This is a genomic window from Xanthobacter dioxanivorans, assembly GCF_016807805.1.
GTDB classification, from domain to species: domain Bacteria; phylum Pseudomonadota; class Alphaproteobacteria; order Rhizobiales; family Xanthobacteraceae; genus Xanthobacter; species Xanthobacter dioxanivorans.
The window spans coordinates 5,345,369-5,368,236 of the sequence record NZ_CP063362.1 but is presented as its reverse complement, the minus strand read 5'-3'; the positions used below and the strand labels follow the sequence as shown (position 1 = coordinate 5,368,236).

The following is a 22,868-nucleotide window of genomic DNA, read 5'->3' as shown; positions in this document are numbered from 1 at the left end:
AGCGTATGTGGTGGCCACTATCGGTCGGGAAACGGCGGAGATCGTTGGACGACAGGAGGGAATGCCGGCGAGGGGCCTGGCCGCCGCATGGTCGGCGGGTGCCGCGGTGCCTTGATCCCCCTCTCCTTCGTCGGACGGCGCGCCACCCCTTTGAACGGGTCGAACCATGGTCATCGAGGATCAGCATTTCCAGGCGGCGGACGCGCACGGGCTTCCCGGCCTGCGGGGCACCGACCATATCGGCTTCACGGTTCCCGATATCGATGAAGCGGTGCGCTTCTTCGTCGACGTCATCGGCTGCACGCCGGTCTACGAGCTCGGCCCCTTCCAGGCGGAGGACGACTGGATGGCGCGCCAGCTCAATGTCGATCCGCGCACGGTGATGAAGAAGCTGGTGTTCCTGCGCTGCGGGTTCGGCTCGAATTTCGAGGTCTTCCAGTACATCGCCCCGGACCAGCGCAGCACGCCTCCGCGCAATTCCGACGTGGGCGGCCATCATCTGGCGTTCTACGTGGACGACATGGACGCCGCCGTCGCGCACCTGCGCCGTCACGGCGCCACCATCTGCGGGGAGCCGGTGCTGCGGCAGGCCGGCCCCAGCGGCGGGCAGACCTGGGTCTATTTCCTCACGCCCTGGGGCATGCAGTGCGAGCTGGTGAGCTTTCCGCACGGCAAGGCCTATGAGCGCACCTCCGCGCTCCGGCTCTGGCATCCTGCCGACCCGGCGGGCGGGCTCGAGGCGGCGCCGCCCGGCGCGCCCGCGGGCTGAGCCGGCGTGTCCGCGGCCCGATCGAATTCCTTCCCGCGGGGGCACTGCCTCCCGCCATTCCCCGTGTTCCCGGAGCTGCCGTGATGGCGACCCATGCCGACCTGATACCCGCCGCCCCCTGGCGTGAGCTGACCACCACCCGCGAGGACTGGAACGCGGCCGATCCCGCTCTGCTCGGCACCATGCTCACCTCCATGGTGCTGATCCGCGCCTTCGAGGAGAAGGTGCTGGAGCTGGCCGGGCAGGGGCTGGTGCACGGCCCGGCGCACTCGGCCATCGGGCAGGAGGGCGGCGCCACCGGCTCGGCCGTGATGATGCGGGCGTCCGACCAGGTGAACGGCTCGCACCGCGCCCACCACCAGTTCCTCGCCAAGTCGCTGGCCTATGTGGCGCCGGACGGCCTTGCCCCCACCGCCCCATTCGCCGGCGACGTGCGCGATCTCTCCAAGAAGACGCTGGCGGAAATCCTTGGCCTTGCCCAGGGCTTCTGCAAGGGGCGCGGTGGCTCCATGCACCTGCGCTGGGCGCAGGCGGGCAATCTCGGCACCAATGCCATCGTCGGCGGCGGCGTGCCGCTGGCGGCGGGGGCCGCCTTCGCCCACAAGCGGGCGGGCACTGGCGATGCCGCCTTCACCTATTTCGGCGATGGCGCCACCAATATCGGCTCGGTGCTGGAGACCATGAACCTCGCCTCGGCGTGGAAGCTGCCGCTCTGCTTCTTCATCGAGAACAACCGCTATGCGGTTTCCACCCATGTGGAGGAGTCCACCGCCGAGACGCGCCTGTCGGCGCGCGGACTGGGCTTCGCCATCCCCGCCTGGAAGGTGGACGGCATGGACCCGCTGGCGGTGGCGCTGGCGACGGCCGAGGCGCTGGAGGTGATGCGCTCCGGTGGCGGTCCCACCCTCATCGAGGCGGACGTCTACCGTTTCTTCCACCAGAACGGACCGCTGCCGGGCAGCGCCTTCGGCTATCGCACCCGCGAGGAGGAGCAGGCCTGGCGCCGGCGCGATCCCATCGACCTCGTGGCCCGCGAGATGGCCCAGCGCCAGCTCATCGGCGAGGCGGAGGTCGCCGCCCTGCGCGCCCGCGCCAAGGCGCTGATGGAGGACGTGGCCGGAGAGCTGGTGGAGATGGTGGACGGCAAGCGCCGCATCGTCCCGGCCCTGTGGCCCTCGCCGGACTTCCGCGACTTCGGCATCCGCGGCGACCTCTCGGAGCTCGCCGGCGTGCGCACGGAGGAGCTGGAGACCTTTTCCGGCATCATCGACCCGCAGGCACGCTTCGTGGACGTGGTGGCCGACGTGATGCACCGGCGGATGGAGCAGGACCCGCGCATCGTGGTGATGGGCGAGGACGTGCACCGGCTGAAGGGCGGCACCAACGGCGCCACCCGCGGCCTCAAGGAGGCGTTCGGCGACCGGGTGCTCGGCACCCCCATCAGCGAGAACGCCTTCGCCGGCCTTGCCGGCGGCGCGGCCATGGACGGGCGGGTCGTCCCGGTGGTGGAGTTCATGTATCCCGACTTCATGTGGGTCGCCGCCGACCAGGTGTTCAACCAGATCGGCAAGGCGCGGCACATGTTCGGCGGCGACATCGAGGTGCCCCTGGTGCTGCGCTCCAAGGTGGCCATGGGCACGGGCTACGGCTCGCAGCATTCCATGGACCCCGCCGGCATCTACGCCACCGCGGTGGGCTGGCGCATCGTCGCCGCCTCCACCCCGTTCGACTATGTGGGGCTGATGAACAGCGCGCTGGCCTGCAAGGACCCGGTGCTCGTGCTGGAGCACGTGGACCTTTATAATTCCAAGGGCCCGGCGCCGGTGGACGACCTCGACTATTTCATCCCCCTCGGCAAGGCCAAGGTGGTGCGCGAGGGATCGGCGCTGACCATCCTCACCTATCTGTCCATGGTGAAGCCGACCCTGGAGGAAGTGGAGCGGCTCGGCGTCGACGCCGAGGTCATCGACCTGCGCAGCCTCGACCGCGCCGGCCTCGACTGGCAGACCATCGAGGCCTCCATCGCCAAGACCGGCAACGTGCTGGTGGTGGAGCAGGGCTCGCTGGGCACCTCCTATGGCGGCATGCTGGCGGCCGAGATCCAGGCCCGCTGCTTCGACGCCCTCGACCAGCCGGTGCAGCGCGTCCATGGCGGGGAGGCCTCGCCCTCCATTTCCAAGGTGCTGGAAGCCGCGGCCTGCGCCGGGCCGAAGGACATCGAGGCCGGCATCCGCCGCGTGATGGCCGACCAGGGCCTCGCCCTCGCCTGATCAGGAGCCAGAGATGCCCAAGGAAATCCTGATGCCCGCCCTCGCCGCCGGAATGGAGGAGGGCCACCTCGTCCGCTGGCTGAAGAAGGAAGGCGAGCGGGTGAAGCCCGGCGACCTCCTCGCCGAGATCGAGACCGACAAGGCGGTGATGGAGATGGAGGCGGACGGCGAAGGCCGCCTCGGTCCCATCCTCGTCGGCGACGGCTCGCGCGGGGTCGCGGTGGGGACCCTTATCGCCTCCATCCTCGCCGAGGGAGAGGTGGCGCCTGAGCATCCCGTCGTGGCTCAGGCGCCGGTGGCCGTGGCTGTAGCGGCGCCGGCCCCGGTCGCGGCACCTGCGGCGCCCCTCCCGGCGGTGCCGGTGGCGCCCACCGCCGCTCCGACCCTTGCGGCGCGGGCGCCCTCCATCGCCGCCCTGGTTTCCGCCCGCAAGGTGGCGGCTTCGCCGCTCGCCCGGCGGCTCGCCGACGATTACGGCGTGGACCTGTCCGGCCTCGCCGGCAGCGGGCCGAAGGGCCGCATCGTGCGGATCGACGTGGAGCGGGCGCGTCCCACCGTCGCCCGGCCGTCCCCGGCGCCGCATCGCCCGGCGTTTTCCCCGGCTGCGCAGGGCCTGCTCAACCACGCCTGGCTGCGGCAGGGGGAGGGCCGGCCGCTGGTGCTGGTGCACGGCTTCGGTTCCGAGCTCAACGGCTGGCGGCCCTTCCTCGCGGGCGCAAACCTTTCGCGGCCTGTGCTCGGCATCGACCTGCCGGGTCATGGCGGGTCGGCCGGCCACGGCGCGGTCACCTTCGAGGCGCTGGTGGACGCCGTGGGCACGACGCTGGAGCAGCTCGGCGTCGGCGGTCTCGACCTCGTCGCGCATTCGCTGGGCGCGGCGGTGGCCACCGCCCTGGCCGCGGAGGGGCGCCTTGACGTGCGCTCCTTGTTCCTCCTGGCGCCGGCCGGCCTCGGGCCGGACATCAACGGCGCCTTCATCGCGGGCTTTGCCCGCGCCCGGTCGGCGGAGAGCCTTGCGCCCTGGATGGGCGAGCTCGTCGCCGATCCAGCCGTGCTTACGCCCGCCTTCGTGAAGGCGAGCGCGGCGGCGCGGGCCGACGACACGCTGGTGGCCGCCCAGCAGCGCCTCGCGGCCGGCCTGTTCCCCGATGGGACGCAGGCCTTCAGCGTGCGCGCCGCCCTCGAGCGTCTGCCCGTTCCGGTCGCCGTGGTCTTCGGCGGCGCGGACCGGATCATTCCGCCCAGCCACAGCCGGCGCCTGCCCGGAGCCGTGGCCCTGCACCTGTTCTCCGGCGTCGGCCACATGCCGCAGCTGGAAATCCGCGACGCCGTCTGGCGCCTGCTGGAGCGCCACCTGCGCGCCGCCGGCTGAGCCGGGATCGGCCGAGCCAATGCCCCGAGAAGAGCCAGTACCCCCAAGAAGAGCCGCCTAAACCGAACTCCGATCACCTCTCAGGGAGGACAGACATGAAAGCCAAACATTTCCTCGCGCCCCTCGCCGGCGCGCTTCTGGCATCCGTCGCCGCCGCCGCGTCCGCCGAGCCGCTCAAGATCGCGGTGATCGAGACCCTGTCGGGCCCGCAGGCCTCCACCGGCCTGATCTTCAAGACGGCGGCGAAATACGGCATCGACAAGATCAATGCCGGCGGTGGCTATGGCGGCGAGCCCATCGTGCTGCTCGAATATGACAACCAGGGCGGCCCGGTGGGCGCGGCCGACAAGGTGAAGGCCGCCATCGCCGACGGCGCCCGCTTCATCGTGCAGGGGGCGTCCTCGGCCGTCTCCGGCCAGATCACCGAGGACGTGCGCAAGTACAACATCCGCAACCCCGGCAAGGAAGTGATCTTCCTCAACGTGGGCGGCGAGGCGCTGGAGCTGACCGGCGCCAAGTGTCACTTCCACCACTTCCGCTTCAACCCCAACGCCCAGGTGCGCGTGAAGCCCATGGTGCTGGCGCTGAAGGCGGCGGGCACCCTCGGCACCCGCGTCTATTCGATGAACCAGAACTACAGCTGGGGCATCGACATGCAGGGCGCCATCGAGGAGTACGCCAAGCTCGGCGGCTACGAGGTGGTGGAGAAGACCCTCCACGACGTGAACAAGATCCAGGACTTCTCGCCCTACGTGGCCAAGGTCGCGGCGGCCAACGCCGACACGGTGATCACCGGCAACTGGTCCAACGACCTGCTGCTGCTCATGAAGGCCGCCCACGGCGCCGGCCTGAAGGCCCGCTTCGCCACCGCCTTCCTCGACCAGCCGGGCAACATCGCCAACGCGGGCGACGTGGCGGTGGGCAATTCGGTGTCCCACCCCTTCAACGCCGAGGTGAACGCGGACACCGCCGCCTTCGCCGAGGACTACAAGGCGAAGACGGGCCACTATCCGGTCTATACCGAGCCGCAGACCGCCTTCGGCATCGCCATGTTGGGCGAGGCGCTGAAGCAGGCGCCCCAGAAGGATGGCAAGATCGACGTCAACGCCATCGGCAAGGTGCTGGAGAACGTGACGTTCAAGGGTCCCATGGGCGAGGCTTCCATGCGCGCGGCCGACCACCAGGTGCAACTGCCCATGGTGATCTCGGTGGTGGGCCCGGATGCCAAGTTCAAGGTCGACGGCACCAGCCTCGGCTTCAAGCCGATCAAGGTCTTCACCGCCGCGGAGGCCTCCTCTCCGGTGCAGGACGCCTGCAAGATGAACCGGCCCAACTGAGGCCGGGCGCTTTCCGGCCAGGGAAGCGGTCATGCCCCGGCTTTTCCGGGGCATGACCGGGCTGCGACAGGTCCGTTCGAGACGATGGCGCCAGCCCGGCCGCCGCGTGGATCCCCCGGATAAGCCGGGGGATGACGGTGGAGCAGGGGAGAGGCTGGTGGGAAGCAACGTGGGCCGCGCCCGGGAAAGCCCGGTCGCGGCCCACGAACACAAAAGAGCGGCCATCCAGCCGAACACCTCTGCCTGAAGCGAGGGGACATTTCATGGAACATCTCTTTGTCGCCGTGCTGAACGGGGCGATCTACGGATTGCTGCTGTTCATGGTGTCGGCGGGACTGACCCTCATCTTCGGCATGATGGGCGTCCTCAATTTCGCGCACGCCTCCTTCTACATGCTGGGCGCCTATATCGCCTACGCGCTGTCGGGGGTGCTCGGCTTCGCGCTGGCGGTGATCATCTCCCCGCTCATTGTCGGCGCCGTCGGCGTCGTGGTGGAGCGCTACTTCTTGCGCCGGGTGCACCGCTTCGGGCACGCCCACGAGCTGCTGCTCACCTTCGGCCTGTCCTTCATCATCGCGGAATTGATCAAGCTCTTCTTCGGCAACTTTCCGGTGGACTACCGCCTGCCGGCGGCGCTCAGCTTTTCCGCCTTCCGCGTCGGCGGCACCGACTATCCCGTCTATCGCCTGATCATGGGCGGTGTGGCGGTGGCCATGTTCGCGCTCATCTATGCGCTGCTCACCACCACGCGGGTGGGCATCGTGGTGCGCTCGGCCATCTACCGCCCGCGCATGGCCGAGGCGCTGGGCCACAACGTGCCGCTCGTCTTCATGGGCGTGTTCGGGGTGGGCGCCGCCCTCGCCGGGCTTGCCGGCGCGCTGGCCGGGGCGTTCTACACCACCAACCCCAACATGGCGCTGGAACTCGGCGTGCTGGTGTTCGTGGTGGTGGTGATCGGCGGCCTCGGCTCGCTGGAAGGCGCCATGGTGGCCTCGCTGCTTATCGGCATCGTCACCTCTCTGGCGGTGGGCATCGACGCGAGCCTCGCCGACCTCCTTTCTTATGTGGGCCTCGGCGACTGGGCCCGCGCGGTGGGCGGTCCGCTCACCCTCCAGGTGTCGAGCCTTGCCGCCACCATCCCCTTCGCGCTGATGCTGCTGGTGCTGCTGGTGCGTCCCTCGGGCCTCTTCGGCGAGAAGAACTGAGCCATGAGCACGAACCTGCGCATCGCCGCCGTCCTCATCGCCCTTGCCGTCGCCGCGCTGGTCGCCGCGCCGGCGGTGCTCTCGCCGGGCCTCATCAACGCCGCGATCCAGATGCTGATCGCCGCCCTGTTCGCCTCCGCCTTCTCGCTTCTGTGCGGGCAGGCGGGGATGCTCTCCTTCGGCCACTCGGCCTATTTCGGCCTCGGCGCCTTCGCCACCATCCACGCCATGAACGCCTTCAACGGCGCCGGGCTCCTGCCGACGCCGCTCCTGCCGGTGGTGGGCGGGTTCATCGGCCTGGTCAGCGGGATTGCCGCCGGCTGGTTCGCCACCAAGCGAACCGGCGTCTACTTCTCGATGATCACGCTGGCGCTGGCGGAGCTGTTGCACGCGCTTGCGCCGCACCTGAAGGAGGTGTTCGGCGGCGAGGCCGGCATCTCCGCCATGCGCATGCCCGCATGGGGCATCTCCTTCGGCAGCAACGTGGACGTCTATTACCTCACCCTCGCCTGGGTGCTGGTCTCGCTGGTCCTGCTCTATCTCTACACGCTGACGCCGGTGGGCCGGCTCACGCTCGGCCTGCGCGAGAACACCCACCGCCTGCGCTTCCTCGGCTATGACATCCACAAGCTGGGCGTGCTGGTGTTCTCGGTCTCGGCCATGTTCTCGGGCGTGGCCGGAGGGCTGCAGGCCATGAACATCGAGGCCGCCAACTATGTGGTGCTCGACATGCAGCTCTCCGCCTCGGTGGTGCTCAACAGCTATATCGGCGGCGTGAAGGTGTTCCTCGGCCCGGCCATCGGCGCCGCGATCATGAGCTTCTTCGGCTATGCGGTGTCGGACCTCACCCGCTCCTGGCTGCTCTATCAGGGCGTGCTGTTCGTGCTGGTCATGATGTACCTGCCCGACGGCCTCGTCGGGGAGCTGATGCGCGCGTTGCGGGCGGGGCGGCTGCGGTTCGGCTGGGCCAAGCTCGGCGCCGGACTGGTGTTCGTCGCGGCGCTGGCGGTGAGCATCGTCGGCTTCGTCTGCGCGGTGGAGCTGGCCCAGCGCTTCTTCTCCGCCGACTACCGATCCATGATCGTCGGCGCCACATGGCCCCCCGTGGCCTTGTTCGGCCGCGACTGGGCGCCATTCTCCCCCTTCACCTGGGGCGTGCCGCTGGGCCTGATGGCGGTGGGCCTCGGCTTCCTCGCCATGGCGGCGCGCCGCCTCGATCCCGAGCGCGGAGGCGCGGCATGAGCACTCCCGTCCTTTCCCTCCACGGGGTCCGCAAGTCCTTCGGATCCATCGAGATCATCCGCGGCATCGAGCTGGATGTGGTGCCCGGAGAGCGCCATGCGGTGATCGGGCCGAACGGCGCCGGCAAGTCCACCCTGTTCCACCTCATCTCCGGCCAGTTCGCTCCCACGCAGGGGGAGATCCTGCTCGACGGGGTGCCCATCTCCGGCCTGCCGCCGCACCTGGTGAACCGGCAGGGGCTCGCCCGTTCCTTCCAGATCACCAACATCTTCCCGGGCCTCTCGGTGTTCGAGAACCTGCGGATCGCGGTGATGCAGCGCTTCGGCCTCGACTTCGTGTTCTGGCGCCGGGCGTCTCACCTGAAGGCGGTGACGCGGCTGGTGGAGGAACTGCTGGAGCAGGTGCGGCTGGAAAAGCGCGCGCACGGCCTTGCCAGCGAGCTTTCCTATTCCGAGCAGCGCTCGCTGGAGATCGGCATGACGCTGGCGAGCGACCCCAAGGTGATCCTCCTCGACGAGCCCATGGCCGGCATGTCGCACGAGGAAACTGAGTACACGACCGGCCTCATCCGCGACATCACCAAGGGGCGCACCCTGATCATCGTGGAGCACGACATGGACGTGGTGTTCTCCCTCTCCGACCGCATCAGCGTGCTGGTCTATGGGCAGATCATCGCTACGGGGTCGCCGGCCGAGATCCGCGGCAACCCGCAGGTGCGCGAAGCCTATCTCGGCGAGGAGGCGAGCTGATGAGCGAAAAGCCGCTTCTGTCCATCGACGGGCTCAACGCCCACTACGGCAAGAGCCACATCCTGCATGGCGTCACCTTCCAGGTCGGCCGGGCGAGGTGGTGAGCCTGCTCGGCCGCAACGGCTCGGGCCGCTCCACCACCCTCAAGGCCATCATGGGCCTGGTGCCGCCCACGGGCGGCCACATCGTGCTCAACGGCAGGGACCTGACCGGCGCGCGGCCCTTCGCCATCTGCCGCTCCGGCATCGCCTACGTGCCGGAGGAGCGGGAGGTCTTCCTCAACCTCTCCGTGGACGAAAACCTGCGCATGGGCGAGCAGAAGGGCGTCGAAGGCGCCCCGCGCTGGAGCGTCGAGCAGATGTTCGACTACTTCCCCCGCCTCAGGGAGCGGCGCAACACGCGCGCCGGCAGCCTGTCGGGCGGCGAGCAGCAGATGCTCACCATGTGCCGCTCGCTGCTGGGCAACCCGCTGGTCATCCTCATCGACGAGCCCACCGAGGGGCTGGCGCCGAAGATCGTGACCGTGGTGGGGGAGGCGATCGCCGACATCAACCGGCGCGGCGTTTCCGTTCTGCTGGTGGAGCAGAAGCTCACCATCGCCCTCAAGGTGTCGCACCGAGTCTGCGTCATGGGCCACGGCCGCATCGTGTTCGAAGGCAAGCCGGAGGCGCTCACCTCCGACGCGCGGCTGATGGAGGAGTGGCTGGCGGTGTGAGGCCGGCCACGCGGGTCCTTCTCCCCTCCCGTCCTGTGGCGGCGCGCATCTTGCTTGGATCAGGGTGTGCCGCCGGTTCGGCGCGGCGCGGATCGGGGTTGCAGGGCCATGTCCTTGGCGGACAATCTATATTCCACCGCCGGCCCGGCGGCCGGCACAGGGTGTGAAACGCGACACAAAATGCCGCCGGCGCGCCGCGCCATCCGGGTTCGCGGCCATGGCTGAAGCCGTCGCGGATCCCGATGCGGCGGCTCGACCAGAGACGCCGCCCATCCTGGAGGGGCCGAAGATCGCCGCCTTGTCCTGCGGCAAGCCGGTCTATCTGGTGGTCCTGCTTCCGGCGGAGGGCAGCGACGGGCAGTCGGTGATCGACCTTGCCCTCAACTGGGCGCCGACCATGCCCAAGGCGGATTTCGTCGCCGCCGTGGCGCCCTTTGCCGCACCCGGCGGCGGACGGCGCTGGTTCGACGGTGACGGGATGAGCCCCGATGCGGTGGCGGCGGGGCTCGGCGCCGTGGCGCCCCGTCTCGACGCCTTCCTTGACGAGATGCTGGCGCAACGCCGCCTCGACGACAGCCACCTCGCGCTGGTGGGCTTCTCCCAGGGCGCCATGCTGGCGCTGCACGTGGGCCTGCGGCGGGCGAAGGCCATGGCGTCCATCGTCGCCTTCTCCGGTGCGCTGTTCGACCTGGAGGCCCTGGCCGGCGAGATCCGCGCGCGGCCGCAGGTGCTGATGATCCACGGCGAGGCGGATCCCGTGGTGCCCTTCGCCGCGATGGCGGCGACCCGCGAACGCCTCAAGGCCCTCGGCGTGCCGGCGAAGAGCATGCGGCGGCCTGGCCTCGGCCACGAGACCGACGACGATGGCATCCTCGCCGCCGGCGATTTCCTCACCGCGACGGTGGCGCGCAAGCCCGCCGCCGCCGCGCACGACCACGACCACGACGAAGCCCCCGGCCGCTGACCCGGGCCCGATCAAGGTGAGGAGATCCCCGTGAGAGAGCGCGTTCCGCCCGCCTTGAAGCGGTTCATCTGGGACATCCAGTCCATGGTGGAGCTGGCCGAGGGGGAGCGCGAGATCCTGTTCATAGGGCGGGACCTCATGGCACGCCTCGTCGCAGATCCGGGTTGGCTGCCCGCCGTCTTCGCCACGGCGGCCGACGCGCCCTTCCGCCAGTTCCAGCTCTATGCCGACGCCATGGAGCGCTTCTGCGTGGCGGCGACGGTGCTCGCGCCGGGGGCGCGGCTGCCCGTCTGCCAGGAACCGGTGTGGGAGATCTTCGGCGTGCTTTCGGGGGAGATCGAGCGCCAGCGCTTCAGGGTGGCTCCGGAGGGGCCGCTCCAGGCGAAAGACGCGCCCGTGATCCTGAAGGCCGGTGCCGTGGATACCTTCGCGCCGAAAAGCGCGGATGCGCTCGGCACCGCCAATACGTCGACGACAGCCGCCGCCATCGCCATCCATGCCTATGGCGGCGAGATCGCAAGCCTCGCCCGACCCGCCTTCACCGCCGAGGGAGCGGCCGGGGCCTTCACCACCACCTACGCCAATCCACCGGATGCGCCGGCCTACGACATCCTGTCCATCCAGACCGAGATCGTGGACTAGCGCGGATCGACATTCAGATCGCCGGCGCCCTCCCTCCACCGCCGTCATGGCCGGGCGTGTCCCGGCCATGACGGTGGTCGAAGAAAACGCGGACACGGAAGGTCGATCGGTCCTAGTTCCGCCGCACCGGCGTCGGCATGGGCGTTGCCGGCGCTGCGGTCGGCACCGGGCGGGGCGCGTCGGCGGGCGCCGCGATGGAGGCCGTGGGACCGGGCACGAGCTTCGTCTCGGCGTCCTTGAACAGCCGCTCCAGCCCGGCGAGCCGCTCGGCCGAACGGGGCGAGAGGGTCACCGGCCGCTCGGAATCGGCGAGACCCGGCACGTTCAGCAAAGGCGGCGGCTCGTCCAGCTTCGGGATGGGCGTGGTGACGCCGGGGATGGGCTTGATCTCGATGCCCTGGTGGGCATAGGCCATCACCTTCTGCCAGGTCATGGCCGGCAGGGTGCCGCCGGTCATCTTGTTCATCATGGCGTAGTCGTCATTGCCGAACCACACGCCGGCGACGTAATTGCCGGTGAAGCCCATGAACCAGGCGTCGCGATAGGCATTGGTGGTGCCGGTCTTGCCCGCCACCTTGGAATTGACCAGCCGGGCGCGGCGGCCCGTGCCGTTCTCCACCACGTTATTCAGCATGTCGTTGATGTCGTTGAGCTGCTGCGTGGGGATGATCTGCACCGGCTTGGGCGCATCCCGGTCGAAGCGCCAGGCCACCTCGCCGTTGCCGATGCGCATCTCCACCACCGCGTGGGGATAGACGCTGCGGCCCGCATTGGCGAACACGGCATAGGCGGTGGTCATGTCGAACAGCGTGACCTCGGCGGCGCCGAGCGGCAGGGGCGCGCTGATGGGGAGCTGGGTGCGCAGGCCCATCTGGTGGGCGAGGTCGACGATCTTCTTGCGGCCGAAGCGCTCGGCGAGGCGCACCGCCACCGTGTTCAGCGAGTGCTGGAGCGCGGTCTTCAGGGTGATGGAGCCCATGTAGGAGCGCCCGTAATTCTGCGGGCACCAGTTGCCGAGGCAGATGGGCGCGTCCTGCACCATGGTGGAGGGCTTCATGCCGTTCATCAGCGCCACGGTGTAGACGAAGGGCTTGAACGAGGAGCCGGGCTGGCGCAACGCATCGGTGGCGCGGTTGAACTGGCTCTCGCCATAGTCGCTGCCACCCACCATGGCGCGCACGGTGCCGTTGGGCTCCATCACCACGATGCCGCCCTGCTTCACCTTGTAGTCGCGGCCGAACTCGGCGAGGGAGGATTCCAGCGCCGCATCCGCCACCTTCTGGATGTTGGGGTCGAGGCCGGTGCGAACGATGAAGTTGCGCTCCACCACGGAGGGGGGTAACTGCTCCACCAGCTTCTTCACCTCGCCGAAGGCATAGTCGAGATAGAAGTCCGGCACCTCGTCGTCGCGCCGGTCCACGGGGGTGGCGGGGTTGCGGCGAGCGCCGAACACCTGGCCCTCGGTCATGAAGCCGGCTTCCACCAGGTTGTCGAGCACGGTGGAGGCGCGGGCGCGGGCGGCGGGCAGGTTGATGTGCGGGGCGTACTTGGACGGGGCCTTGAACAGGCCCGCCAGCATGGCCGCCTCGGCGAGGTTCACCTCGCGCACCGACTTGCCGAAATAATAGCGCGCCGCCGCGTCCACCCCATAGGCGCCGCCGCCGAGATAGGCGCGGTCGAGGTAGAGCTTGAGGATCTGGCTCTTGGTGAGGCGCGCTTCCAGCCAGATGGCGAGAAACGCCTCCTTGATCTTGCGCTCGAGCGTGCGCTCGTTCGACAGGAACAGGTTCTTGGCGAGCTGCTGGGACAGGGACGAGCCGCCCTGCACCACGCCGCCCGCCCGCGCATTGGAGACGAAGGCGCGCATGGTGCCCGCCACGTCGATGCCCCAGTGCTCATAGAATCGCCGGTCCTCGGTGGCGAGGGTGGCCTTGATGAGCTGGTCGGGAATGTCTTCCAGCGGCACGGTGTCGTTCTGCTTGACGCCGCGCTCGCCGAGGGTGTTGCCGTAGCGATCGAGGAAGGTCACCGCGAGCTCGGTGCGCTTCAGCCAGTCGTCGGAGGTCTCGCGGAAGGCCGGCATGGCGAGGGCGAGCATGGCCACGGCCCCGGCCACGCCGAGGGTGAAGCCTTCGGACGCCATCCCCACCGCCCAGCGCGACACTCCGGTGAGGTTGAAGCGCTCGGTGAAGGCGGCGTAGGCGGAGGCCGCCCGCCGCGTGCGCGCGCCCAGGCTGAACAGGCCGCTGTCGACGAGGGCGTCGAAGTCCAGCAGCAGTCCGCGCAGTCGTGTCAGCAAGGAAGGGCGCTTTTGCTCACTCACGTCAATGGCTCGGCTTCGGCTCGGCTGTGGCGGGCCGGCGGCATCCCCGCGCCGGTCGTCGGCTGGCTTCTATATAGCGCGGCGCAGCGTCGAGCGCGAGCGGGGGCCGGCCGGAGCCGGAATCGCCCTGCCGTGGCCGGGTGTCAGCGCCCCGGCGTCTCCAGCACCCCGTTGGGGGAAAGCCGGTCGATGATGGTGGGCAGGTGCTGGGCGAGGAGGTCGGGCAGCGCCTCCACCGAAAGCCCGAGCGACGTGGCGACCGTGCCGATCTGGCTTTCGCCCAGCGCCGCGGCGATCTGCTCCGCGCTCACCGGCAGGTTGGGGCCGCTGGAGATCCAGCTCGCCACCTGGTCGGCGAGGCCCGCCTGCTGAAGTTGGGCGACGACGCCGTCGAGGCTGCCGAACGGCGTCTTGGCCAGCGCCGAATTGAGCAGGCCCGGCACCGCCTGGGCCATCGGCCCGCTGAGCATGGTGTTCAGCAGGGTGCCGAGGGCGCCGGAATTCCCCGCCTGGGTGAGCATGTTGTTGAGCATGCCGCCCATCATCTGGTCAAAAAGGCCCATGGCGTTTGCTCCCCCTTGCGTCCCCGGTGCCCTTGCTTCCGGCAAATTCCGCTGCACTGCACGATGCGGCCGTGCTGGTCATGGTGTACCGGAACGGATGGCCGAAGTCGATCACAAGCCGGAGTGCCCCTGCGGCCCCGCGCCGCTGAGACGGTGTGAGGCCTTTGCATCCGTGCATTCTCCCGCTAACGGCTGACGTGATGATCTCAACTGCCCTGTTCGCAGCTTTTGCGCTCATGACCGCGCTCGCGGCGCTCGCGGTGCTGTGGCCGCTGTCGCGTGCCCGCGCCGTGAAGGCGGCCCGCGAGGCCGATCTCGCCGTCTATCGCGACCAGCTGGCCGAGATCGGCCGTGACGCCAAGGCCGGCCGCCTGCCACCGGCGGAGGCCGAGGCGGCGCGTACCGAGGTGGCGCGGCGCATGCTCGCGGCCGATGCGGCGCGGGAGACGGGCGCGGGCGAAGATCCGGCGCGGTCCGCGCGCCGCCGCCGCGCCGCGGCTGTGGCCGCCCTGGTTTTCGTGCCCGCTTTTGCGGCAAGCCTCTATTTTGCCCTCGGCTCTCCGGCGATTCCCGGTGCCCCTTTGGCCGAACGCCTGACGGCGTCGCCCGAGCGCAGCGACCTCGCCATCGTGGTGCGGAAGATCGAGGAGCATCTGGCGCGCAATCCCGATGACGGGCAGGGGTACGAGCTGCTCGCCCCGGTCTATCTGAGCCTCGGCCGGCCGGAGGATGCCGCGCGGGCGTATGGCGAGACGATCCGGCTGCGCGGCCCCACGGCGCTCCGTTATGCGGCTCGTGGCGAGGCGCTGGTGATCGCCGCGGACGGCCTCGTCACGGCCGAGGCCGCGAAGGCGTTCGCGGAGGCGATCAGGCTCGACCCCGGCGAGCCGGGTGCGAACTATTATCTCGGCCTCGCCGCGGCGCAGGACGGGCGGGACCAGGACGCGGCGCGCATCTGGGGCGAGCTGCTCGCGCGCTCGCCGCCTGACGCGTCCTACCGGGCGGATCTCCAGAGGGCGCTTGCCCGCATCGGCCGCGCGCCCGCGACCCCGCCGCCCGCGGCGGTCCAGTCGCCGGCGGCGCCCGGTCCCGGCGCGGCGGACGTGGCGGCCGCCGCGCGGATGTCGCAGGATGATCGCAATGCCATGGTGCGCGACATGGTCGCGCGCCTCGCGGACCGTCTCGCCAGCGAGCCGCACGACATTGACGGCTGGCTTCGCCTCGTGCGCGCCTATGCTGTGCTGGGCGAGAAGGACAAGATGGCGGACGCCCTGAGGAACGCCCGCAACGCGTTCAAGGACGATGCGGCGGCCCTCGGCCGGCTCGACGAGGCCGAAAAGGCGCTCGCAGCGGGAGGAAAAGGATGACGCGCAAAGGCCGGCGGCTGGTGCTGATCGGGTCCGGGCTGGGCGTGCTGGCGCTCGCGGCCGGGCTGATCCTGTCCGCCCTCAACGACACCATCGTTTTCTTCCGCTCGCCCACCGAGGTCACGCAGCAGCAGGTGGCGCCCGGCGCGCGGCTGCGGCTCGGCGGGCTGGTGGAGACCGGCAGCGTGACCAAGAACGGCACGCTCACCACCTTTTCGGTCACCGACGGCAACGCCACGGTGAAGGTGGCCTATTCCGGCATCCTGCCGGACCTGTTCCGCGAGGGGCAGGGCGTGGTGGCGGAGGGGGCGTTGCAGCCGGACGGCCTCTTCAAGGCCGACAGCGTGCTGGCGAAGCACGATGAGCGCTACATGCCGCGCGAGGTGGCCGATGCCCTCAAGCAGCAGGGCCACTGGAAGGACGGCGCGCCGGCTCCCGGCGCCGCCACCCCCGCCCAGCGCCAGCCGGGGAGCTGAACCATGATCGCCGAAATCGGCCAGTATGCCCTCGCCCTGGCCTTCGCCCTGGCCCTGGCGCAGGTGGTGATCCCGGCCTGGGGCGCCCAGCGCGGGGACGCCGTGCTCATGGGGGCTGCGGCTCCCATCGCGCTTGCCCTGTTCGGCTTCGTGGCCTTCGCCTTCGGCGCGCTGGTCCAGCTCTATGTGAGCTCGGACTTCACCGTGCTGAACGTGGCGGAGAACTCCCACTCCCAGATGCCGCTGATCTACAAGATCACCTCGACCTGGGGGAATCACGAAGGCTCCATGCTGCTGTGGGTGTTCGTGCTCGCGTTCTTCGGGGCGCTGGTGGCGGTGTTCGGCGCCAACCTTCCGGATCGCCTGAAGGCCTATGTGCTCTCGGTGCAGGGCGCGGTGGGAGCGGCCTTCCTCTCCTTCATCCTGTTCACCTCCAACCCCTTCCTGCGCCTCGTGCCGCCGCCGGCGGAAGGGCGCGACCTCAATCCCATCCTCCAGGATCCCGGCCTCGCCATCCACCCGCCGCTGCTCTATCTCGGCTATGTGGGGCTCTCCGTCTCCTTCGCCTTCGCCATCGCGGCGCTGATCGAGGGGCGGATCGACGCCGCCTGGGCGCGCTGGGTGCGCCCGTGGACGCTCGCCGCCTGGATCTTCCTGACCCTCGGCATCGCCATGGGCTCCTACTGGGCCTATTACGAGCTCGGCTGGGGCGGCTGGTGGTTCTGGGACCCGGTGGAGAACGCCTCCCTGATGCCCTGGCTCGCCGCCACGGCTCTGCTGCATTCCGCCGTGGTGATGGAGAAGCGCGACGCGCTGAAGGTGTGGACGATCCTGCTCGCCATCCTCGCCTTCTCGCTGTCGCTGGTGGGCACCTTCCTGGTGCGCTCGGGGGTGCTCACCTCGGTACATGCCTTCGCCTCCGATCCGACGCGGGGCGTGTTCATCCTCGCCATCCTCACCTTCTTCATCGCCGGAGGGTTCACGCTCTTCGCCTTCCGCGCCTCGGAGCTGAAGCAGGGGGGGCTGTTTGCGCCCGTCTCGCGGGAAGGCGCGCTGGTGTTCAACAACCTGTTCCTCACCGCCGCCACCGCCGCGGTGCTGGTGGGCACCCTCTATCCGCTGGCGCTGGAAGCGCTCACCGGGGCGAAGATCACGGTGGGCCCGCCCTATTTCAACCTCGCCTTCGGCGGTCTCATGCTGCCCCTCGTCTTCGCCATGCCGTTCGGGCCGCTCCTGGCCTGGAAGCGGGGCGACCTGCTCGGCGTCGGCCAGCGCCTGATGCTGGCGGCGGGCCTCGCCGTCGTCGCCGCCGTGGTGACCGCGGCCGCGGCCTCGGGCGGGCCGGTGCTGGCGCCGCTGGCGGTGGGGCTTTCCGCCTTCATCATGCTCGGCGCGCTCACCGACATCGCCGAGCGCGCCGGCATCGGCCGGGTCAACGCCCGCGTCGCGCTCGCCCGTCTCGCCGGCGTGCCGCGCTCCACATATGGCACGGCCATCGCCCATTTCGGCGTCGGCGTGTGCCTGCTCGGCATCGTCTGCGAAACCTCCTGGAGCCTGGAGAAGATCGCCTCGGTGAAGCTCGGCGACACGGTCTCCATCGGTTCGCGGACCCTGACCCTCGACCGGCTGGAAAACCGCACCGGCCCCAATTTCCGCGCTCGCACCGCCGTCTTCGCCATTCGCGACGACGGCACGCCCCAGGGCACCATCGAGGCCTCGCGCCGGCTGTTCTCCGCCCGGCAGATGGCGACCACGGAGGCGGGCATCCGCACTTTCGGCCTCAGCCAGCTTTATGTGAGCATGGGCGAGGAGAGCCCCGACGGCCGCATCTCCATGCGCGCCACCTACAAGCCGTTCGTGACGCTGATCTGGCTTGGTGCCGTGGTGATGGCCCTGGGCGGTGGACTGTCGCTGGCGGACCGCCGCCTGCGCGTCGGCGCCCCGCGCCCCGCCGCGCGCCGGCCCCGCGCGCCGGTGCCGGCGGAGTGAGGACGATGCGCGCGCTCCTTGCCGTCCTCCTCCTTGCGGTGCTCGCCGTCCCCGCCCTCGCGGTCCAGCCGGACGAGGTGCTCGGTGATCCGGTGCTGGAGAGCCGAGCCCGGGCCATTTCCGCCGAGCTGCGCTGCATGGTCTGCCAGAATCAGTCCATCGACGATTCGGACGCGCCCCTTGCCAAGGACCTGCGCGTCATCGTGCGCGAGCGCCTGAGCGCGGGCGACAGCGACGGGCAGGTGCTGGACTTCATGGTGGCGCGCTATGGCGAATTCGTGCTGTTGCGCCCCCGCGTCTCCTGGCGCAACGCGCTGCTGTGGGCCGCGCCGGTGATGGTGCTGGCCCTCGGTGCCCTGGCCGCCTTCCTGGGCCTGAAGCGCCGGCGCTCCGGCGCTCCGCCGCGCCTCTCGCCGGAGGAGGAGGCCAAGCTCAGGCGCCTGCTCGACGAAGGCGAGGAGACGCCCGCAAAGGGGCGCTGAGCCGCCTTGCGGGCGTCCGTCCGGCGGCATTGTCGCCGGCAAAATCGCGTCACGCACGCGTGAGCCACATTACCGAACCTTAATCCCCCCGCCAGACTGCCGTAACGGTCCGCGTCTTAGCTTGCCTCTCGATCCTGCCGGTGAGGCAGACAACGAGAGAGACGCGAACTCACATGACCCGCTCCGACAACACTCCTTCCGTGACGAAGCGCTACCGCCGGGCCCTGCTCGCGGGTGTCTTCGGCCTCGCGATCGCCGGCGTCGCGGCCGGCCAGTTCGTGCCCCCGATGAACACCCCCGCGCTGGCCCAGATCACCACCAGCCAGCCCGCCGGAACCTTCTCCTTCGCCGACATCGTCGAGAAGGTCTCGCCGTCGGTCGTCTCGGTGAAGGTGAAGAAGGACGGCGGCGACCAGGTGGCCATGGGCGGTGAAGGCCCCGGCGGCCAGGTGCCTCCCCAGATCGAGGAATTCCTGAAGCGCTTCGGCTTCGGCGAGGGCCGCGGCCCCGGCATGGGTCCTGGCGGTCCCGGCATGGGCCCGCGCGGCGGCATGGGCCCCAGGGGCGAGCGGCCGGTGGTGGGCCAGGGCTCCGGCTTCATCATCTCGGCTGACGGCTATGTGGTGACCAACAACCACGTGGTGGATGGCGCCGATGAGGTGGACGTGACCACCACCGACGGCAAGGAATACGTCGCCAAGGTGATCGGCACCGATCCGCGCACCGACGTGGCCCTGCTGAAGATCGACAACGTGACCAACCTGCCGTGGGTCAAGCTCGCGGACGGCGCCCCGCGCGTCGGCGACTGGGTGATCGCGGTGGGCAACCCGTTCGGCCTCGGCGGCACGGTGACCGCCGGCATCGTCTCGGCCCGCGGCCGCGACATCGGCTCCGGCCCCTATGACGACTTCATCCAGATCGACGCCCCCATCAACCGCGGCAATTCGGGCGGCCCGACCTTCTCGCTCAACGGCGAGGTGATCGGCATGAACACCGCCATCGTCTCCCCCTCGGGCGGCAACGTGGGCATCGCCTTCGCCATCCCCTCGGAGACGGTGAAGACGGTGGTGACCCAGCTGCGCGAGAAGGGCTCGGTGGCCCGTGGCTATATCGGCGTGCAGATCCAGCCGGTGACCGAGGAGCTCGCCTCCGGCCTCGGCATCAAGGACGCCGAAGGCGCCCTCGTGGCCCAGGTGCAGCCGAACACCCCCGGCGCCAAGGCGGGCCTGAAGGCCGGCGACGTGATCGTGAAGATGAACAACGACCCGATCAAGGAAGCCCGCGACCTCACACGCAAGGTGGGGATGCTGAAGCCCGGCACCGAGGTGCAGCTGTCGCTCATCCGTGATGCCAAGCCCATGAATCTGTCGGTGGTGCTCGACCAGCTGCCGGCCGATACCCAGGTGGCCTCCCGCGGGAATGACCAGAAGGGCGAGGACGACAGCGCCGGCGGCAAGGACCTGCCGCGTCTCGGCCTCCAGCTCGCTCCGTCCAAGAGCGTGCAGGGCGCCGGTTCGGATGGTGTCGTGGTCACCGGTGTCGATCCCAACGGTGCCGCCGCCCAGCGCGGCTTCAAGACCGGCGACGTGATCCTGAAGGTGGGCGACAAGGCCGTCTCCACCCCCAAGGACGTGCGCGACGGCCTCGCCGCCGCCAAGGCCGAGAACCGCAAGGCCGTGCTCATCCAGGTGAAGAGCGGCGAGGGCGTGCGCTTCGTCGCCATCACCCTCGAGGGCAAGGCGAAGGGCTGACGAGGCCGACTGACGGGTGGCTGATCGGCTGGCGCTGATCGCCCCGCGCAAAACCTCCGGCGGCGCGCCGCCGGAGCGATCCCACCGGACCGAGGCGGATGTTCGCCATCGCCCCTGATGCCGCTTCGGCTCCGCCGGCGCGGGAAGCTCCAGAGGGCTTCCCGCGCCACATTTTTGAGCGCCTTCATCCCGCGGCCCCCTCTCCCGCAAGGGGAGTGGGCGCGCCCGCTCCACCCGTCCGCATGGACCTGCCCGCAAGGTGAGCTAGAGTGATGACAGCGAATCTCGATCCGGGTCCCCTTTCCGCCATGCGCCTCCTCCTCGTCGAGGACGACCGCGACGCCGCCGAATATCTGCGCAAGGCCTTCCGCGAGGCCGGCCATGTGGTGGACCTTGCCGGTGACGGGGAGGCGGGGCTCGCCCTCGCGCTCGACGGCAAGTACGACGTGATGGTCGTGGACCGCATGCTCCCGGCGCGCGACGGCCTCTCCCTCGTCGCCGAGCTGCGCGGGCGCGGGCACACCACGCCGGTGCTCATCCTCTCGGCGCTGGGGCAGGTCGACGACCGGGTGCAGGGGCTGCGGGCGGGCGGCGACGACTATCTGCCGAAGCCCTACGCCTTCACCGAACTCCTGGCGCGGGTCGAGGCCCTGTCGCGGCGGGGCGTCTCACAGGGCGCCGAGACGGTCTACAAGGTGGCGGACCTGGAGCTCGACCGCCTCGCCCATCGCGTCACCCGCTCCGGCAAGGAGATCCCCCTCCAGCCGCGCGAATTCCGCCTGCTGGAGTATCTCATGCGCCACGCCGGGCAGGTGGTGACCCGCACCATGCTGCTGGAAAACGTCTGGGATTACCATTTCGACCCGCAGACCAACGTGATCGACGTGCACGTCTCCCGCCTGCGCTCGAAGATTGACAAGGGCTTCGACGTGCCCTTGATCCACACCGTGCGCGGCGCCGGCTACATGGTGCGCGCGGGTGCTGTGTGAGCGTCCGCATATGCGCGGCGCGGTGGGACGCCGGGGGACCCTTCCGGTGGGGATGATCGACATGGACGGCCGGCACGAGGCCGGGCATGCCGGCGTGCGGGGAGGGCGCCGCGGCCGCGCCGTCACCGGGGCGGGGAGCGGACGCTTCCCATGAGGGCTCTGTCCCACCTCATGCGCCTGGTGCGCACCACCGCGTTCAAGCTGCTCGCGGCCTATCTGCTCGTGTTCGCGGTGTTCGCCGTCTCGGTCATCGTCTACACCGCGTGGCACACGCGCGAGCTCATCCAGGGCCAGGTGGCGGACGACCTCGACCGGGAGGTGCGCTTCCTCGCCGACCAGTATCGCATCGGCGGCATCCAGCGCCTCTCCTATGTGATCGACCGGCGCACGCGGCGGCCCGGCTCCTCCATCTACATGCTCACCAATTTCCAGGGCGAGGTGCTGGCCGCCAACGTCTCCGACCTGCCCATCGGCCTCCTCGACCGGTCCGGCACGCGTTTCACCACCTACAACCGGCCCGACGAGGGGACGGTGAAGAGCCACGTGGCGTTCGTGCAGTCCATGATCCTGCCGGGCGGCTACCGGCTGCTGGTGGGACGCGACATCGAGGAGCGCGACACCCTGCGCGACCTCGTCGCCCGGCCGGCGCAGTGGGCGGTGCTGCTCATCGTGGTGCTGGGTCTTGCCGGCGGCGTGTTCGTGACGCGGCGGGTGCTGAAGCGAATCGATTCCATGACCGCCACCGCCGAGACCATCATGGCCGGTGACTTCTCCGGCCGCCTCGCCCTCGCGGGGACCGAGGACGAGTTCGACCGCCTCGCCCATTCCCTCAATGCCATGCTGGACCGCATCGAGGGCTTGATGCAGGGGCTGAAGGAGGTCTCGGACAACATCGCCCACGACCTCAAGACGCCGCTCACCCGCCTGCGCAACGGCGCGGAAGCGGCGCTGCGCACGGCCCATACCGAGGAAGACTGGCGCGCCGCGCTGGAATCCACCATCGAGGAGAGCGACGGCCTCATCCGCACCTTCGATGCCCTGCTGATGATCGCCCGCGCCGAAGCCGGGCAGGCCCGCGCCATCATGAGCGACCTCGATCTCGCCGAGATCGCCGAGGCGGTCTCCGAGCTCTACGAGCCGCTGGCGGACGAGCAGGGGCTCGACCTGGTGGTGAGCGTGGCGCCAGTGCCGATCCACGGCGTCAGCGAGCTTCTGGCTCAGGCGCTGTCCAATCTCATCGACAACGCCATCAAGTACGGCCGGCCCGCCGATGGCGGCCGGGGACGCATCGCCGTCACCCTCTCCCGGCAGGGGCAAGAGGCCGTGCTCACGGTGGCGGACACCGGCCCGGGTATCCCTGCCTCGGAGCGCGACCGGGTGGTGGAGCGCTTCGTGCGGCTGGAGATGAGCCGCACGCGGCCGGGCTCGGGCCTCGGCCTGTCGCTGGTGGGAGCGGTGGCGCGGCTGCACGGCGGTAGCCTCAGCTTCGCCGACAATGGGCCGGGCCTCGCGGCCACGCTGCGCCTGCCCGCGAAGTAGCTCCCCCCGCATTGCGGCGCGCCCTGCCTCGGGCTCCCCCTTCAGGAGAAGCACACGCCGCCCGCTGACGGGGGCGCGCAATTTTCTTTCGGCTTTGGAGCCGCATGCCGCTGCGTGGCGTCGC

General features: G+C 69.9%; 18 protein-coding genes and 1 pseudogene. 17 read left to right on the top strand and 2 right to left on the bottom strand.

What is annotated here, in order from left to right; all coding sequences use genetic code 11:
• The first annotated feature begins 166 nt into the window (after positions 1–166).
• The 10 genes and pseudogenes from EZH22_RS25100 to EZH22_RS25055 all read left to right on the top strand — a co-directional run bounded on the left by EZH22_RS25100 (position 167) and on the right by EZH22_RS25055 (position 11,265).
• Positions 167–769 (top strand): VOC family protein, encoded by a 603-nt coding sequence (locus EZH22_RS25100; RefSeq protein WP_203193114.1) that lies wholly within the window; start codon positions 167–169, stop codon positions 767–769.
• Positions 770–852: 83 nt separating this feature from the next.
• Positions 853–3,039, top strand: coding sequence for an alpha-ketoacid dehydrogenase subunit alpha/beta (locus EZH22_RS25095; protein WP_203193113.1), 2,187 nt, complete (start codon positions 853–855; stop codon positions 3,037–3,039).
• Between the two features lie 13 nt (positions 3,040–3,052).
• Positions 3,053–4,411, top strand: coding sequence for an acetoin dehydrogenase dihydrolipoyllysine-residue acetyltransferase subunit (locus EZH22_RS25090; protein ID WP_203193111.1), 1,359 nt, complete (start codon positions 3,053–3,055; stop codon positions 4,409–4,411).
• Between the two features lie 95 nt (positions 4,412–4,506).
• Positions 4,507–5,748: a branched-chain amino acid ABC transporter substrate-binding protein gene (locus EZH22_RS25085; protein WP_203193109.1), complete on the top strand. Its 1,242-nt coding sequence runs from the start codon at positions 4,507–4,509 to the stop codon at positions 5,746–5,748.
• 263 nt (positions 5,749–6,011) lie between these two features.
• Positions 6,012–6,953 carry a branched-chain amino acid ABC transporter permease gene (locus tag EZH22_RS25080; RefSeq protein WP_203193107.1) on the top strand — a complete coding sequence of 314 codons (942 nt, stop codon included), beginning with the start codon at positions 6,012–6,014 and terminating at the stop codon, positions 6,951–6,953.
• Between the two features lie 3 nt (positions 6,954–6,956).
• Positions 6,957–8,195, top strand: coding sequence for a branched-chain amino acid ABC transporter permease (locus EZH22_RS25075; protein ID WP_203193105.1), 1,239 nt, complete (start codon positions 6,957–6,959; stop codon positions 8,193–8,195).
• Complete coding sequence (locus EZH22_RS25070) at positions 8,192–8,944, top strand: ABC transporter ATP-binding protein (protein ID WP_203193103.1); 753 nt, start codon at positions 8,192–8,194, stop codon at positions 8,942–8,944. Before EZH22_RS25075 ends, EZH22_RS25070 begins: the two co-directional genes overlap by 4 nt.
• Positions 8,944–9,659 (top strand): annotated as a pseudogene (locus EZH22_RS25065) (ABC transporter ATP-binding protein). Before EZH22_RS25070 ends, EZH22_RS25065 begins: the two are co-directional and overlap by 1 nt.
• Before the next feature lie 217 nt (positions 9,660–9,876).
• Entirely contained in the window at positions 9,877–10,623 is a 747-nt protein-coding gene (locus tag EZH22_RS25060; protein WP_203193101.1) for an alpha/beta hydrolase, read from the top strand.
• A gap of 30 nt (positions 10,624–10,653) precedes the next feature.
• Positions 10,654–11,265, top strand: a complete 612-nt coding sequence (locus tag EZH22_RS25055) for a cysteine dioxygenase family protein (RefSeq protein ID WP_203193099.1) — start codon at positions 10,654–10,656, stop codon at positions 11,263–11,265.
• Between the two features lie 112 nt (positions 11,266–11,377).
• On the opposite strand, the gene EZH22_RS25050 is transcribed toward EZH22_RS25055, so the two are convergent.
• Complete coding sequence (locus tag EZH22_RS25050) at positions 11,378–13,564, bottom strand: transglycosylase domain-containing protein (protein ID WP_231711138.1); 2,187 nt, start codon at positions 13,562–13,564, stop codon at positions 11,378–11,380.
• A 167-nt stretch (positions 13,565–13,731) separates the two neighbouring features.
• On the bottom strand, positions 13,732–14,151 hold the full coding sequence (locus EZH22_RS25045) for a YidB family protein (RefSeq protein WP_203193098.1): 420 nt from the start codon (positions 14,149–14,151) through the stop codon (positions 13,732–13,734).
• A gap of 200 nt (positions 14,152–14,351) precedes the next feature.
• On the opposite strand from EZH22_RS25045, the gene ccmI reads away from it, so the two are divergent.
• The 7 genes from ccmI (at position 14,352) to EZH22_RS25010 (ending at position 22,744) form a co-directional block, all read left to right on the top strand.
• The gene (gene ccmI, locus EZH22_RS25040) at positions 14,352–15,518 is read left to right on the top strand and encodes a c-type cytochrome biogenesis protein CcmI (RefSeq protein WP_203193096.1); all 1,167 of its coding nucleotides are present in this window, start codon (positions 14,352–14,354) and stop codon (positions 15,516–15,518) included.
• Positions 15,515–15,994, top strand: coding sequence for a cytochrome c maturation protein CcmE (ccmE, locus tag EZH22_RS25035; protein ID WP_203193094.1), 480 nt, complete (start codon positions 15,515–15,517; stop codon positions 15,992–15,994). The genes ccmI and ccmE overlap by 4 nt, the downstream gene beginning before the upstream one ends.
• Positions 15,995–15,997: 3 nt before the next feature.
• Positions 15,998–17,983 (top strand): heme lyase CcmF/NrfE family subunit, encoded by a 1,986-nt coding sequence (locus EZH22_RS25030; RefSeq protein WP_203193092.1) that lies wholly within the window; start codon positions 15,998–16,000, stop codon positions 17,981–17,983.
• A 5-nt stretch (positions 17,984–17,988) separates the two neighbouring features.
• Positions 17,989–18,465 (top strand): cytochrome c-type biogenesis protein, encoded by a 477-nt coding sequence (locus tag EZH22_RS25025; RefSeq protein ID WP_203193090.1) that lies wholly within the window; start codon positions 17,989–17,991, stop codon positions 18,463–18,465.
• Between the two features lie 173 nt (positions 18,466–18,638).
• Positions 18,639–20,216: a Do family serine endopeptidase gene (locus tag EZH22_RS25020; protein ID WP_203193088.1), complete on the top strand. Its 1,578-nt coding sequence runs from the start codon at positions 18,639–18,641 to the stop codon at positions 20,214–20,216.
• A gap of 272 nt (positions 20,217–20,488) precedes the next feature.
• The gene (locus tag EZH22_RS25015; protein WP_269902892.1) at positions 20,489–21,205 is read left to right on the top strand and encodes a winged helix-turn-helix domain-containing protein; all 717 of its coding nucleotides are present in this window, start codon (positions 20,489–20,491) and stop codon (positions 21,203–21,205) included.
• Between the two features lie 150 nt (positions 21,206–21,355).
• Complete coding sequence (locus EZH22_RS25010) at positions 21,356–22,744, top strand: ATP-binding protein (protein ID WP_203193087.1); 1,389 nt, start codon at positions 21,356–21,358, stop codon at positions 22,742–22,744.
• Positions 22,745–22,868: the final 124 nt, after the last annotated feature.

What these genes read in the sequence shown, in the direction of transcription:
- EZH22_RS25100 (WP_203193114.1), top strand. Translation starts at nt 167, where the DNA reads ATGGTCATCGAGGATCAGCATTTCCAGGCGGCGGACGCGCACGGGCTT.
- EZH22_RS25095 (WP_203193113.1), top strand. Translation starts at nt 853, where the DNA reads ATGGCGACCCATGCCGACCTGATACCCGCCGCCCCCTGGCGTGAGCTG.
- EZH22_RS25090 (WP_203193111.1), top strand. Translation starts at nt 3,053, where the DNA reads ATGCCCAAGGAAATCCTGATGCCCGCCCTCGCCGCCGGAATGGAGGAG.
- EZH22_RS25085 (WP_203193109.1), top strand. Translation starts at nt 4,507, where the DNA reads ATGAAAGCCAAACATTTCCTCGCGCCCCTCGCCGGCGCGCTTCTGGCA.
- EZH22_RS25080 (WP_203193107.1), top strand. Translation starts at nt 6,012, where the DNA reads ATGGAACATCTCTTTGTCGCCGTGCTGAACGGGGCGATCTACGGATTG.
- EZH22_RS25075 (WP_203193105.1), top strand. Translation starts at nt 6,957, where the DNA reads ATGAGCACGAACCTGCGCATCGCCGCCGTCCTCATCGCCCTTGCCGTC.
- EZH22_RS25070 (WP_203193103.1), top strand. Translation starts at nt 8,192, where the DNA reads ATGAGCACTCCCGTCCTTTCCCTCCACGGGGTCCGCAAGTCCTTCGGA.
- EZH22_RS25060 (WP_203193101.1), top strand. Translation starts at nt 9,877, where the DNA reads ATGGCTGAAGCCGTCGCGGATCCCGATGCGGCGGCTCGACCAGAGACG.
- EZH22_RS25045 (WP_203193098.1), bottom strand. Translation starts at nt 14,151, where the DNA reads ATGGGCCTTTTTGACCAGATGATGGGCGGCATGCTCAACAACATGCTC.
- ccmI (WP_203193096.1), top strand. Translation starts at nt 14,352, where the DNA reads ATGATCTCAACTGCCCTGTTCGCAGCTTTTGCGCTCATGACCGCGCTC.
- ccmE (WP_203193094.1), top strand. Translation starts at nt 15,515, where the DNA reads ATGACGCGCAAAGGCCGGCGGCTGGTGCTGATCGGGTCCGGGCTGGGC.
- EZH22_RS25030 (WP_203193092.1), top strand. Translation starts at nt 15,998, where the DNA reads ATGATCGCCGAAATCGGCCAGTATGCCCTCGCCCTGGCCTTCGCCCTG.
- EZH22_RS25025 (WP_203193090.1), top strand. Translation starts at nt 17,989, where the DNA reads ATGCGCGCGCTCCTTGCCGTCCTCCTCCTTGCGGTGCTCGCCGTCCCC.
- EZH22_RS25020 (WP_203193088.1), top strand. Translation starts at nt 18,639, where the DNA reads ATGACCCGCTCCGACAACACTCCTTCCGTGACGAAGCGCTACCGCCGG.
- EZH22_RS25015 (WP_269902892.1), top strand. Translation starts at nt 20,489, where the DNA reads ATGACAGCGAATCTCGATCCGGGTCCCCTTTCCGCCATGCGCCTCCTC.
- EZH22_RS25010 (WP_203193087.1), top strand. Translation starts at nt 21,356, where the DNA reads ATGAGGGCTCTGTCCCACCTCATGCGCCTGGTGCGCACCACCGCGTTC.